This is a genomic window from Niabella terrae (genome assembly GCF_054783135.1).
The window spans coordinates 88,639-102,677 of record NZ_BAAGRD010000014.1 but is presented as its reverse complement, the minus strand read 5'-3'; the positions used below and the strand labels follow the sequence as shown (position 1 = coordinate 102,677).

At 47.9% G+C, this 14,039-nt stretch carries 11 protein-coding genes and 1 riboswitch; of the genes, 7 read left to right on the top strand and 4 right to left on the bottom strand.

Going from position 1 to position 14,039, the window contains the following annotated elements; translation table 11 throughout:
• Positions 1–207: 207 nt before the first annotated feature.
• Positions 208–582, bottom strand: a complete 375-nt coding sequence (locus tag ACYVI9_RS14605) for a winged helix-turn-helix transcriptional regulator (protein ID WP_460765721.1) — start codon at positions 580–582, stop codon at positions 208–210.
• A gap of 86 nt (positions 583–668) precedes the next feature.
• Between ACYVI9_RS14605 and ACYVI9_RS14600 the strand changes: the two genes are divergently transcribed.
• Entirely contained in the window at positions 669–1,214 is a 546-nt protein-coding gene (locus tag ACYVI9_RS14600; RefSeq protein WP_460765718.1) for an NAD(P)H-dependent oxidoreductase, read from the top strand.
• A 225-nt stretch (positions 1,215–1,439) separates the two neighbouring features.
• On the opposite strand, the gene ACYVI9_RS14595 is transcribed toward ACYVI9_RS14600, so the two are convergent.
• Positions 1,440–3,719, bottom strand: coding sequence for a TonB-dependent receptor (locus ACYVI9_RS14595; protein ID WP_460765715.1), 2,280 nt, complete (start codon positions 3,717–3,719; stop codon positions 1,440–1,442).
• Between the two features lie 57 nt (positions 3,720–3,776).
• Positions 3,777–3,884, bottom strand: a riboswitch (TPP riboswitch).
• Positions 3,885–4,191: 307 nt separating this feature from the next.
• Between ACYVI9_RS14595 and ACYVI9_RS14590 the strand changes: the two genes are divergently transcribed.
• Together ACYVI9_RS14590 and ACYVI9_RS14585 are read left to right on the top strand one after the other, a co-directional pair.
• A complete protein-coding gene (locus tag ACYVI9_RS14590; RefSeq protein ID WP_460765712.1) occupies positions 4,192–4,398 on the top strand; it encodes a hypothetical protein in 207 nt (68 codons plus the stop codon).
• A 122-nt stretch (positions 4,399–4,520) separates the two neighbouring features.
• Positions 4,521–5,828, top strand: coding sequence for an alkaline phosphatase family protein (locus ACYVI9_RS14585; protein ID WP_460765709.1), 1,308 nt, complete (start codon positions 4,521–4,523; stop codon positions 5,826–5,828).
• A gap of 91 nt (positions 5,829–5,919) precedes the next feature.
• Here the strand turns inward: ACYVI9_RS14585 and ACYVI9_RS14580 are convergent, their stop codons facing one another.
• Positions 5,920–7,200: a serine hydroxymethyltransferase gene (locus tag ACYVI9_RS14580; RefSeq protein WP_460765706.1), complete on the bottom strand. Its 1,281-nt coding sequence runs from the start codon at positions 7,198–7,200 to the stop codon at positions 5,920–5,922.
• Positions 7,201–7,410: 210 nt separating this feature from the next.
• Here ACYVI9_RS14580 and ACYVI9_RS14575 point away from each other — a divergent pair, with 210 nt between their 5' ends.
• Both ACYVI9_RS14575 and ACYVI9_RS14570 read left to right on the top strand, forming a co-directional pair.
• Positions 7,411–8,400 carry a sugar phosphate nucleotidyltransferase gene (locus ACYVI9_RS14575; RefSeq protein WP_460765704.1) on the top strand — a complete coding sequence of 330 codons (990 nt, stop codon included), beginning with the start codon at positions 7,411–7,413 and terminating at the stop codon, positions 8,398–8,400.
• Between the two features lie 18 nt (positions 8,401–8,418).
• On the top strand, positions 8,419–9,360 hold the full coding sequence (locus ACYVI9_RS14570) for an NAD(P)H-dependent flavin oxidoreductase (RefSeq protein WP_460765702.1): 942 nt from the start codon (positions 8,419–8,421) through the stop codon (positions 9,358–9,360).
• Positions 9,361–9,406: 46 nt separating this feature from the next.
• Here ACYVI9_RS14570 and ggt read toward each other — a convergent pair whose 3' ends face one another.
• Entirely contained in the window at positions 9,407–11,122 is a 1,716-nt protein-coding gene (ggt, locus tag ACYVI9_RS14565; RefSeq protein ID WP_460765699.1) for a gamma-glutamyltransferase, read from the bottom strand.
• Between the two features lie 172 nt (positions 11,123–11,294).
• Here ggt and ACYVI9_RS14560 point away from each other — a divergent pair, with 172 nt between their 5' ends.
• Together ACYVI9_RS14560 and ACYVI9_RS14555 are read left to right on the top strand one after the other, a co-directional pair.
• The gene (locus tag ACYVI9_RS14560; RefSeq protein WP_460765696.1) at positions 11,295–13,790 is read left to right on the top strand and encodes a PIG-L family deacetylase; all 2,496 of its coding nucleotides are present in this window, start codon (positions 11,295–11,297) and stop codon (positions 13,788–13,790) included.
• Positions 13,791–13,837: 47 nt separating this feature from the next.
• Positions 13,838–14,038: a hypothetical protein gene (locus ACYVI9_RS14555; protein WP_460765693.1), complete on the top strand. Its 201-nt coding sequence runs from the start codon at positions 13,838–13,840 to the stop codon at positions 14,036–14,038.
• Position 14,039: the final 1 nt, after the last annotated feature.

Below are 14,039 nucleotides of genomic sequence, written 5' to 3'. Positions count from 1 at the left end.
GAATAACATCTTTTATTTTACAATCCACCGATGGCTTTAAAAATTTGACAAAAAGGTTTGTATTCGGGGCAGTTTTATTCAAAGTCAGGGCTAAGGGTTATTCAAAATCCTTGGTCCTGATTTAACTTAACTGGATAAATCCAATTACCAATTTAATTCAAGATAGGGGTGATTTTCCGCTGCTTCTGAAAGAGCGGGTAATTAACGCTAAACTTTTTCCAGAAACTCACCTTTTTCACTGACAACCTGATTGCCCCACTCAGTAATGGCTTCCAGAACAGGAATAAAGCTTTTGCCAAAATCAGTCAGGCCATAAACAACTTTAATAGGAGGTTTTTTACCATATACTTTTCTTGAAACGAGACCATCTTTCTCCAGTTGTTTCAATTGCAAGCTCAAAGTCATTTCAGTAACGGACATCATTTCTTTACGTAGTTCGTTGTATCTTTTGGGTTCGTCCTTTAAGTGGTAGAGAATAACCGCTTTCCATTTTCCGCCTACCAAATCCATTGTCAGACTTATCGTACAGGGATAAGATTTCCCTTTTAGTTTGACAAAGTCGCCGATACATTCATTTTTCATTTCACATTTTTTTGAACCTATCTATTTGGATAGTTATTGCAAATGTAATTTACTAAAATTAGTTTTGCAACTATAAATATTATAGTATGTCATTGATTATTTTAGCACACCCGAATTTTGATAGATCTCTTGCTAATCGAACGATTATCGAAGAATTGGAGAAAAGCAACTTAGAATTAGAAATCAGGAATATTCCCAACTTGTATCCCGATTACCAAATTGACGTGAAAGCGGAACAGGCAGCATTGATGCGACACCAGACAATTGTGTTGCAATACCCGTTCTACTGGTACAGTATGCCGGCAATTTTAAAGCATTGGTTTGACGAAGTCTTTCAACACCAATTCGCATTCGGCTCACATGGAGATAAGCTGAAAGGGAAAAATTTTGTGCCAAGTTTTACCGTTGGTTCATCAGAAAGCAGTTATACCGCATTAGGCTTTCAACATTTTAGAGTACATGAATTTTGTAAACATTTGGAGCAAACCGCTTACCATACACAAATGAATTATATAGAGCCGGTTTATTTTCACGGAACTTCCCTGGCCGCCGGTTTTGCGGAAGAAGAGGTAAGGGGTAGATCAAAAGAACATGCAAAAAGGTTGATTACCCGATTGCAGGAACTTGATTAAATTTACTGGTATTTAATTCACAGAAAAGGTAAAACGCCTGCCGCAGTAATCTTTCCGTGTTCCCGATATAGTATAAGTTTTTAGGGCTATAACCGTAAAAAAATGGTATTTGTAAGACTTATTTAGGTTATAACTTAAAATAGTTCAAATTTCAAGCAGAAATACCTGGTCATTCTTGTCAATGATTGGTGAGCAAGTATCCGCAGTCTTATTTTCTGCCAAATATTATAAACTGATATTGACTCCGAAATTCCAGTTCGTACCTGCCTGCGGATAATAATAGTTTTCCGTAGTCAGGCTACCTCCATACAGATAACTATAGGTATATCCGTTATTCTCGTAAGCCTGATTTAGCAGATTGCGGACCAGCAGGATCAGACTAATATCTTTGAAACGGCGGTTGGTAAACTGATAGGCCACCCGGACATCGGTCAATGCATAAGGGTTAATACTTTTTAATTCGTCCTGGGCATTGTCCAGGTACTGGCGACTTACATATTTTTCAAGGACTTCCAGATAGAAATGCCGGCTGCCCGCCGGGTCGGTAAAGGGCTCTAGTCGAAGGCTGGCACCCGCAATGGTATTGGGTGAGAAGGCAATGTCCGTATTACTAAACGACTGCTCCAGTTGTCCGCCATTATCATAATCATCGCTAAACTGCGTGATTGCTTTAATTTTATTACGGCTCAGGGTTGCATTGGCATGGATTAGCAGCCTCTTCCAGGGTTGGATGGCTGTAGTTAATTCGATGCCGGCCTGATAACTGCGGTCCACATTGGTCCGCACATAGGCACCCACATCATTAATTTTCCCGGTCAGAATCAGCTGGTCCTTATAGTACATATAATAGCCGTTGATGCCGGCTTCGAAGCCGGGTCGGCTGTACTGGTAACCCAGTTCGACATCGGTGAGTTGTTCAGGACGCGGAGCCTGCTGACCAGCGGCTTCAAAATCGTCCCGGTTAGGTTCTTTGTGGGCCAATGCCAGGGAAGCATAAATTTTACTCAGCCCTTCATGGGCATGAGTGATCAAGTAGCTAAGACCGCCCTTGGGATTGAAAAAAGTATAATTATTGTCGATGGAATCCAATGCGGGATTCTTCCGGAACCCATTGATATCGTAATGGACATTTCTGAGTTGCAGGTCCAGATAACCGTATAGCCCCCTGGTGATCTGCTGTTGCAGCTTAGCGTAGAGGTTGGCATCCTTTTTATAAGCGGAAAGATGATACCAGCGGTAGTCCAGGGGGACGCCCCATTCCGCCCATTTTACAAAACCATAGTGACGGGCGTCATAACTGGTATAGGCGCCACCCGCATTAAAATCTGTATTGCCTTTGCTGTAGTTTGCGGAGAATACGGTACCATAATAATAGTTATCCAGCCAGAGCTGACGGGTTAGATTGGTGGATTCAATGGTCGTACCACCGACTTCTACCGGTTCCAACCCGTAATCCGCCAGGGATTCTCCATCCTTGTATTCATTATAATAACCGCGCCCCCGGGTCATAAAAAAACTCAGGTTTGCGGACCATCCGGAATTGAACTTATGGTTAACAAAGAACTGGTAATAATCCTGTTGGTAGTTATCGGTCTGGTCTTCATAATAAGTACTATCATTAATCTGCCCAAGGGTATTCGACCGGCGCCCTGCAGGCGCCGCAGCTTCGAGTTGCTTTTTATAGTCGATACTTGCCGGATCATCCTGGTCGGTATAATAGGTGCCAATGCCATTCCAGGCCTGCCCGGTTTTTTCATTACCCGAAAGCAGGTTGAATTTGATATTGGTTTGCTCATCCTTAGAAGTCCAGCCTGCCAGGAACTGCAAAGACTTTAGAAGTGTTCCCGACCGCTGGATATATCCATCGGAACTGATCCGTGACAGACGCAGATCAAACTGAAAGCCCCCGGCGAGTTTACCGGTTCCTGCCTGCAGTGTGTGTTTCCAGGTATTAAAGGAGCCATAGGAATTACTGATGCGGGCGGAGCCCTGCTGATCCTGTTGCAGGGTATAAATGTTCATGGAAGCGCCAAAGGCGCCTGCCCCATTTGTGGAAGCCCCGACACCCCGCTGGATCTGTACTGATGCGGCTGAAGAAGCCAGATCACCGAAGTTGACAAAGAAAGCGCCCTGAGATTCCGGATCGTTGACTGGTATGCCATTAAAGGTGACATTGGTCCGGGCCATATCCGACCCCCGGATCCGCAGAGAAGCATAACCTACACCAATGCCGTCATCAGAACTGGTAACCACCGAGGGTAATTGGGAAAGCAGGTAGGGGAAACTGGCGCCCAGATTCTGACTGCTGATTTGCTGCTGACTGATATTGGTAACGCTGAAAGGCGCTTTCTCATTCAGGCGCAGGGCCCGCACTTCTATGGGAGCCAGGGTGCTGGAGAATAGGGGCTGACCGGTTGTATCGGCTTTCAGGGTGGAATCAATTTGCTGGCCGTAGACAGCCAGACTCAGGGCCGCAAAGCAGCCGGATAGTAAAATCCTCTTCATTTGTTTTTCTTTTAACCAATTAAAAAAAATAATGAGAGGGAAATGCTGAATGGAGAAAGGATCTTTCGTTTTCCTTCCCTGCGCAGGCATTACCCTGATCAGGTTTACGGGTATTATCTCAGCTTTTCTGACCTTCAGGTCGGATCGGCACCCCGGGAACCTGCCCACCTTTTGGTGGACATCATGTTCTAATTTTAGAACAGCGCGAAGGTAAAGAATCTCCGTCGAAATCGCAAAGACTTGTTCGGTTGGCAGGGATCCAGGCACTAAAAATTTCAATTCGGTATGAACAGGTTCTCCTAGATGTGATGGTTTGTCTATGAAATTTGGGCAATTGGTATTTTTTTTTGACAAATCAAATAGGGCAAGATATGTGCAATCTTTTTTTGCTTATTTCCTGGGAGTGTTGAATTTTACGATGACTACAATTATCTTCGGTATATTAATCGACTTAAAAATTAGACAATAAATTATGGAAAATAAAAAGGGGATAAACTTTTTCTTTGCAACTATTGCAATTATTTTAGGATGGACGTTGTTTAAACATATTGACTTTAAAAACCTCACACTTAAAGACCCGGTTTTAGATGTTCTTTATTTTATCGTATTTATCATCTCTATTTACCTGATCATAAAAGACAGGAAGAAAGAATCTAAAGAAAAAGCCAATACTAACTGATAGTGCCAAAACCGGAACTGAAGGGTTTCAATTGAGCATTTGTATAAAGTTCAACATAATTGATGTGTTGAGTTTTGAGCTTTTTAGTTTCGTTTATTTTAAAACTTACTAGCAGCGCCATAATGAAAAAAATTTGCATACTGGTGGTTGTGTTTTGGAGCCTGCAACTGCAAGCCCAGTCGAAGAAACACGTGATTATGATCACGTTGGACGGCATGCGACCGGAATTTTACATGTCGAAGGATTGGCATGCGCCGGAGTTGAAAAAGCTGGTAGATGAAGGTGCGCATGCCCGTGCCGTGACAAGTGTATTTCCCGCAATGACATTTCCTTCCCATACTACGATGGTGACCGGCGTCACGCCGCAGACCCATGGAATATATTATAATACGGTTTTTACTCCAGCGCAAACCGCGAATCGTATTTACTGGAACTTCAAAGAAAACAAAAGTCTGACCTTATGGGAAGCCGCCCGCCTGAAGGGACTTAGCACTGCTTCTCTGGTCTGGCCTGTATCTGCAGATGCACCGGTGGATTTTAATATACCTGATATCGGAGGGATGGGCACTGAGGTCCTGGAGAAGTACAGTAAGCCTGACGGCGTTACGGATATCCTTAGAAGAGAGGTGTTGGATGGTGCTGAAAAAATAAACATAGGAGATGATAGGTCTGTGGCTAAGATTGCTGCCTGGGTTATCAGGAATAATAAGCCGAATTTGATGAGCATACATATGTTTCAACTCGATCACGCTGAACATGACCACGGACGGGAGGCGCCTGAGGTGGAAGCGGCTCTTAGCAGAGTTGATAGTTGTGTGGGGATTATACGGGCTGCCATTCGGGAAGCAGGTATTGCAGACAATACATTATTAATTGTGCTGGGCGACCATGGATTTTTTGACTATGACCGGAGGCTGATGCCCAATGTACTGCTGGCAAAAGCTGGTTTACTCGACCCTAAGAACCTTCAGAATTGGAAAGCCCGTTTTAACACGGTGGGCGGGGGCGCGTTCCTGTATGTAAAGAACCAGGATCCGAAGATCGCGGCGCAGGTCAGAAAGCTGTTCAGTCAATTACCGCTGGATCAGCAGCGATATTTCCGGATCATCAGCAAAAAAGAAATGCAACAGGTCGGTGCAGATCCTAACGCCGTATTGGCATTGTCCGCACAGGATGGCGTAGCTTTTGGCGGATCAGCAGATGGGAAATTTCTCCGCATCGGAAAGACGAAAGGAACCCATGGCCATTACCCACTGGGCCCCAAGATCCAGACAGGATTAATGGCAGTGGGGCCGGGTATTCTTCCCGGCACAGATCTGGGACAGATGCACTTGCTGGATATTGCACCGATTGTCAGTCAGTTCCTACAACTCGATATGGGTGGCGATTTGAAGGGAAAAGTTCCTCAAAACCTGTTTCATCGCAAATAACCGATAGGACCTTGGAGTAATCCGATGTTAAAAAAGCGCCTCAGTTTCCCGAAAAAAACTGAGGCGCTTTGCTATAATAATCTGGTAAATCTTATCCCAGCTCAGGATAGAGTGGAAACTGCTGCATGTAGGTCTTTACCTCATTGCGGACGGTGTCGACTACCTGCTGTTCGTCAGCATTCATCAGGACTTTATCTATAAAGTCTACCACCTGTACCACATCCTTTTCTTTTAAGCCACGGGTGGTAACGGCCGGTACACCGACGCGGATGCCGGAAGTGACAAATGGCGACTTATCGTCGAATGGTACCGCATTTTTATTTAAAGTTATATGTGCTTTGTCCAGTGTTTCCTGCGCTTTTTTACCGGTGAGGTTTTTATTGCGCAGATCAATCAGCATCAGATGATTATCTGTACCGCCACTGATTAGGTTATAACCTTTATCGACGAAGGCGGTTGCCATCGCCTGGGCATTGGCAATGATCTGTTTACCGTAGGACAGGAAATCATCACTGAGAATTTCACCGAAAGATACCGCCTTGGCTGCAATGACATGCTCCAAAGGTCCTCCCTGCAAACCAGGGAATACGGCCAGGTCCAGCAGCTGACTCATTTTGCGGATATTGCCTTTGGGATCCTTGATGCCCCAGGGGTTTTCAAAATCATGACGCAACATAATAATACCCCCTCTAGGCCCGCGCAGGGTTTTATGGGTCGTACTGGTGACGATATGACAATGATCGAAGGGATCTTTTAATAATTGTTTGGCAATCAGACCGGCAGGGTGGGCAATATCTGCCATTACCAGGGCGCCTATTTTATCGGCTACAGCCCGGATCCGCTCATAATCCCAGTCCCGGCTGTAAGCAGAAGCTCCACAAATGATCATTTTAGGTTTTTCCGCCAGTGCCTTAGCTTCCAGATCTTCGTAATCTACCAGTCCCGTCTCACGATCGACGCCATAAGAGATTACCTGATAATGTTTGCCACTGAAATTGGCAGGGCTGCCATGGGTCAGGTGTCCGCCCATGCTCAGGTTAAGTCCCATGATCTTATCACCCGGCTTCAGAACAGCCAGAAATACGGCTCCATTGGCCTGCGCACCACTATGGGGTTGCACATTCGCCCAGGACGCATTAAATATTTTCTTCAGCCGCTCGATGGCCAGTGTTTCGAGTTCGTCAACTACTTCACAGCCACCATAATATCTTTTCCCGGGATAGCCTTCCGCATATTTATTGGTCGCAACCGATCCCATGGTTTGGATAACGTCCAGGGAGGTGAAATTTTCAGATGCAATCAATTCAATGCCATTTCTTTGGCGTTCCAGCTCTTTTTTAAGCAAATCTGCTACTATGGTATCTTTTTGCATGGCGCAAAGTTAGGGGCTTGCAACAAATTTAATGGTGGACCTTTCTTTGATGTTGAAAACTTGTCTGAAGGGCAGTCCGTCAGCATGGATTCAATCAACAATTTCCGTATTAATGCGGGTGCCGGCCCACATTTTCTTATCTTCACAGCCAATTAGATACCCCGGCATTCAGCCGCAGCGGTATTATTTGCATAAAATTGGCATGGATTAATGAAAGCAATCATTCCCGTTGCAGGTACCGGAACTAAATTAAGGCCTCACAGCTATACACAACCTAAGGCCCTGATTCCCATTGCACATAAAACGGTCTTAAGTATTATTATCGATCAGCTAAGAGAGGCGGGTGTTGAAGATTTTATTTTTATCATCGGCTATCTGGGCGACAAGATTTATCACTATGTGAAAACGAAGCATAGCGATATCAATGCCTATTTTGTCAGCCAGGAAGACCGCAGGGGTGTTGGCCATGCCGTAAGCCTTTCTCAGGACCTGGTCAACGGAGATGAGGTTTTAATTACCCTGGGAGATACGATTTGTGAATACGATGTCAAACATGTCCTGCAAACCCCCGGGTCGCTGATCGGTGTGCGTAAGGTTGATAATCCTAGGGATTTTGGGGTGGCAGAACTGGACGCTGAAGGCCGTATTGAATCGGTGATAGAAAAGCCGCATATACCCAAGTCCAATATGGCCATGGTAGGTGTTTACAAGATTGTGGAGACGAATACCCTTTTTGAATGTCTGGGACATAATATTGCCCAGGGACTGCTGACACATGGTGAATTTAATATTACGGATGCGATAGCCTGTATGATTGAAAAAGGGGTACAGTTCAACTCCTTTAAGGTGGACAACTGGTTTGATGCCGGTAATAAGGATACCCTGCTTCGCTCCAATGCGACCCTGTTGAGGAAGTTCAGGCTGAATGCCGATGCGTCCCGATACCGTAATACCCTGATTATTCCGCCGGTGAGCATCGGAGAGGGGTGTACCATTGAAAACTGCATAATTGGCCCGAATGTTACTTTGGGAGAATATACCCATATGAAGCAGTCGGTTGTAAAAAATTCGATTGTAGGTGCTTATAGCCAGATTGCTGATATTGTGCTTGACGAATCACTGATTGGCAGTGATACCCGGGTGAACGGCGAAACCCGCAGCCTGAATATCGGCGACAATACGGACATTGCACTGGGCTAAGTCCCATCAATTAGAAATATGCAAACACCGGTTACCAGATTATTTCAGATTCGGTATCCGCTGATCCAGGCCGGCATGGTTTGGGCCAGTGGCTGGCGCCTGGCCGCTGCAGTCAGTAGTGCCGGTGGACTGGGTGTCATCGGCGCAGGCTCAATGTCTCCTGATGTTTTGAGGACCCATATCCAAAAATGCCAGGCTGCCACAAAACAGCCATTTGCGGTGAACCTGCCGCTGCTCTACCACGGTGTTGATCAACAGGTGGCCGTTATCCTGGAAGAAAAAGTTCCCATCGTATTTACCAGTGCGGGTAACCCGGCTACCTGGACGCCCCAACTAAAGGCGGCGGGGATTATAGTGGTCCATGTCGTCAGCAGCAGCAAGTTTGCGCAGAAAGCGGAAGTGGCAGGTTGTGATGGGATTGTGGCGGAAGGTTTTGAAGCCGGCGGTCATAATGGCCGCGAAGAAACGACGACGATGGTGCTGGTTCCGCTGGTTCGGGCGGCAGTAAAGATTCCGGTCATCGCTGCCGGAGGTATCGCGACCGGCGCCCAGATGCTGGCGGCTTTAAGTCTCGGGGCGGATGGTGTCCAGATGGGCAGCCGATTTGTCGCCAGTGAGGAAGCTTCCTCGCATCTGAATTTTAAATTACAGGTAATACAGGCCGCCGAGGGATCGACGCGGCTCGCCATGAAACAATTGACGCCGGTACGCCTCCTGGAAAATGACTTTTCAAGGGCAGTGTTTCAGGCAGAACTGGAAGGCGCCGACAGGGAAGCCCTGCAGGCTTTGCTGGGTAAAGGAAGGGCCCGAAGGGGTATGTTTGAGGGAGATATAGCAGCGGGTGAACTGGAAATCGGGCAGGTAAGTGCCTTGCTGGACGATATGCCACCTGCAGCTGTGATTGTTCAACGCGTGATGCAGGAATTCGATATCGCCCGTCAGGCTATTTGTCGCTTCTGAAGCTGCGCTGTTGACAGGGCGCTAACTAAAATTAAACCATTTGGATTTACCATCCGGCGGCACTGTCGTCACCCCTGGAATCAGCAATCGCCTCAAAACTTCCGTCTGGTAAAACTTTGATCAGTTCGGTACGTCCTATACCGCCTCTGGATCTGAGTTCATAGCCCATTTTTTCCAATGCCTTAGCCGTGGTGGCTGAGAAACCGCGTTCCAGGGAGACCTCGTCAGGTAGCCACTGGTGATGAAATTTTGGTTGATTTACGGCATCAGAAGGACTTAGACCAAAATCAATGATATTGACAATACTCTGGAAAACCGAAGTGGGAATGGTTGTTCCGCCCGGCGTACCCACTACCAGATAAGGCTGGTTGTCTTTTAAAACCAGGGTGGGGGTCATTGAACTCAGCATTCTTTTACCGGGTTCAATGGCATTGGCTTTTCCGCCTACTGCGCCGTAAAAGTTCGGCGTCCCGGGTTTGGCACTAAAATCATCCATTTCGTCATTAAGCAGAAAACCGGCGCCTGCCACGACCGTTTTACTGCCATAATTATTATTGAGGGTCGTGGTGACGGCCACCGCATTGCCCTGATTGTCGATTACACTGATATGAGTGGTTTCCTCGCTCTCATAACCCGGTACAACGCCTTCCCGGACTTGTTTGCTGCTGCCGGCGCGATCGGGTCGGTAATCTTTCATCCGGCTTTGAATATAACTGTCGCTGGTGAGCGCCGCCACCGGCACTTTGTAAAAATCGGGATCACCCATATACCGGGCCCGGTCGGCATAAGCACGGCGCTCGGCTTCAATCATTAGTTGTACGGAGGCCGGGGTTTGGAATCCCATCTTACCAATATCAAAGGGTTCAATCATTTTCAACATCTGACAAAGCAGGACACCGCCGCTGCTGGGCATCGGCATGCTGACAATATGGTAACCCCGGTAATCAAACTGCTGGGCCGGCCGCCATTTGGCCTTGTAGTTTTTGAGGTCATCGAAACTGATCAGGCCTTTGCCGCGATACATTTCTGCGACGATTTTCTCCGCTGTCTCGCCTTCATAAAATCCGGCGGCACCCAGCTGGCTGATCCGCTTCAGGGTGGCAGCCAGATCTTTTTGGATAAGGATATCTCCCGCTTTCCAGTCTTCATTTTTAACAAAAACCGGACGGATGGTATTACATTTTATGAACTCTTCCCTGGTACTATTCAGGTTGCGGGCTTCGGCTGCGGTAATCGCATAGCCCTTTTCGGCCAGTTCGATGGCTGGTGCAATCAGGATTTTCATGGGCAGTTTGCCATACTGGTGTGCGGCAAATAATCCGGCAACGGTGCCCGGTACGCCGCAGGACAGGTGGCCATACAGGCTTTTACGGGCGTCAGGATTGCCGGAACTATCCAGGTACATATCCTTGAAGGCAGCTGCCGGTGCCATTTCGCGATAATCCAGGGCCAGCTTTTTACCATTTTGCAGCCGGGCTACCATAAAGCCACCGCCGCCCAGATTTCCTGCACCTGGATAAACAACGGCCAGCGCCCATTGGGTGGCAATTACGGCATCCACCGCATTACCGCCCTTTTCCAGGATCAGGCGACCCGCTTCGCTGGCCAGCGGATGCGCAGCAACCACGACCCCCCCCGAAACCCGGACGGACTTGATCGAGGTAAATGCGAAAGGTTTCTGGGTTTTAAACAGTGAAGCCTGTCCGTATACCGTCAGGTTCAAAAACAGTAGAAAGCTAAAAGAAAGATAGCGTAGCATCATTTACAGTCATTATATTATGCAGGTTAAAGATACAGGTTGTACCCAAAAACTGCGATAAAAACTGGATAAAACCAGCATTTAATTGCAAAAATCCGCAATAGGAGGGAATAAGCATTGCTATTAATTGATAGCGGATAGGGGATGCATTATCTTAAGTCCTTATTTTCGTGGGATGAACCGATGGATCTTTGTTTTTCTGGCAAGTATATATACAACCGCGCTGCAGGCACAGGCACCCCGTCAACTCCACGCCGCTGAATTATTACAACAAATCCGCGGCCTTCGGGTGCTGGGTTCTGTCTTGTATATTGCGGCCCATCCCGATGATGAAAATACCCGATTGATTGCCTATCTGGCGAATGATAAGCGGTACCGGACCGGCTATCTTTCCCTTACCAGGGGAGATGGAGGACAGAATCTTATTGGGGATGAACAGGGCATCGAGCTGGGACTGATCCGTACCCAGGAATTGCTTGCCGCCCGCCGCATTGATGGCGGTCAGCAGTTTTTCTCACGGGCCTTTGATTTTGGTTATTCCAAAAGTCCCGAAGAAGCGTTCCGGATCTGGGGTAAGGAAAAAATTTTATCAGATGTGGTATGGGTCATCCGGCGTTTTCAACCGGATGTGATTATTACCCGTTTTCCGGTTACCGGTGAAGGCGGCCATGGCCATCATACGGCCAGCGCCATCTTGGCCAATGAGGCTTTCAAGGCAGCTGCCGATCCGAAGATGTTTCCGGAGCAACTCCGCTGGGTCAAACCCTGGCAGGCCCGGCGCATCCTCTGGAATACATTTAATTTCGGAGGAAGGAATACCACAGCCAGCGACCAGTTTCAAATTGATGTCGGCGGATTCAACAGCCTGCTGGGGCGCAGTTATGGAGAGATCGCTGCTGCCAGCCGCAGTCAGCATAAGTCCCAGGGATTTGGCGCTACTCCTTCCCGGGGAATCAGCCTGGAATATTTTAAAACTACCGGCGGAACAGCCCCGGTGAAGGATCTGATGGACGGTGTGGAAGCTGGCTGGTCCAGATTGGGCAGTCAGGGTAACAGGATTGATCAGTCCCTACAACAGATCGAAAAACAATTTGATCCGCTGCAACCGGCAGCTTCGGTACCGGCCCTGGTAGCTGTTTACCAGCAATTGAATGCGCTGGACCCTGTGGTTGGGGTAACCCGCAAGAAAGCTGACCTTAAGGAGCTGATCGCCCAGTGCAGCGGGCTCTATATGGATGCCTGGGTTAACCAGGCCTATGCCGTGCGCAGCCAGGCTTTGGACGTACAGTTACAGGTGAACAACCGGCAGGGAGCCGCAGCGCAACTGATCTCGGTAAGTCTGGATGGCAAGTCGATCTCTCCGGCCACAGACCTGGCGCCGAATCAGAATTATTCCGATAAAATTCAGCTCACCATTGCGGCGGACCATCCGCTCACCCAGCCTTACTGGCTTCGTGATCCGATGGATGAAGGCAGTTATCATGTCAGTGACCAGCAGCTGATCGGTCGTGCGGACGTTGAACCGGCTTTTACCACCAGATTCCGGGTGCGCATTGCCGGACAGGATTTCGATTTTGACAGACCGGTACAATACAGACATACCGATCCGGTGAAAGGCGAGCAATACCAGCCCCTGATCGTCGTACCGCAGGCACTGGTGAGTGCCAGTCCGGATCTGCTCTTATTTAACAAGGATCAGGGAACGCTGAACCGACAGGTACAGGTCAACCTGCTGGCCAATACGGGGCTGACGGGTGCTTTGCATCCCGGTCTCACAGGTATTGATTTCAGCCCTACATCAGCGTCAACTGCGGACGGACCGCCGGCAGCCGGTGAACATCGCAACTGGAAGCTGAACGCCCGCGATGATCATGAACCTACAGAAGCTTTTACCATTACCCCGGAGGTGACGGCAATCAGTCAGGGAGATACCAGTCGCTGGCAGCTGAACCTCCGGACCATCCATTATGATCATATTCCTGCCATCCGCTATTTCTATCCCGATTATATCAAAGGTCTGAACATGGAATTAAAGACCGCCGGCCGCAGGATCGCCTATATCAAAGGGGCAGGCGATAAACTGCCCCAGATACTTTCCCTGATGGGTTATCAGGTCACCGAGCTCGATGAACCGGCGCTGGCCAAAGCAGTGCTGGACAGTTTTGATGCCATCATTACCGGGGTGCGTGCTTACAATACCAATCCCTGGCTGAATGATTATTATTCCAAGCTGATGGCCTATGTCCAGGCAGGCGGGAACCTGATCGTTCAATACAATACCAATAATAACCTGGGCCGGTTACAGGGCAGGATCGGACCTTATCCATTTACGATCAGCCGCAACCGCATAACAGATGAGACGGCAGCGGTCCGGATCCTGGATCCGGCACACCAGGTATTTAATTTCCCCAATAAGATTGGGGCGGCCGATTTTGACGGCTGGATACAGGAGCGAAGTATTTACCATGGCAGCGGTTGGGACTCACAGCTGCATCCTTTGCTGTCCATGGCAGATCCCGGTGAAAATCCGGATGAAGGCAGTCTGCTGGTTGGTAAATACGGCAAAGGCTGGTTTACTTATACCGGCCTGGTATTTTTCAGAGAATTGCCAGCCGGTGTTCCCGGTGCCTTACGGCTTTTTGCCAACCTGATTGCATTGAATCAGCAATAGCGATTCGCCGGAAACAGGCATATCGGCTGGAAAAATAAATTTGTTGAATGCATAAAATCCAAGACCGTATGAAGGATAAAAAGAAACCTTTTATTGATATTCGCAGGGGAGAAGCTGCATTTATGGCGGCCATCGTGATCGGCCTGATCGTCGGTTCCCTGATTAAAAGAGTTCGTTTGGGATTGATGCTGGGACTGATCATCGGTTTGGGTATTGTCTTTGTCAATAATTTACGGATAAAACGATAGG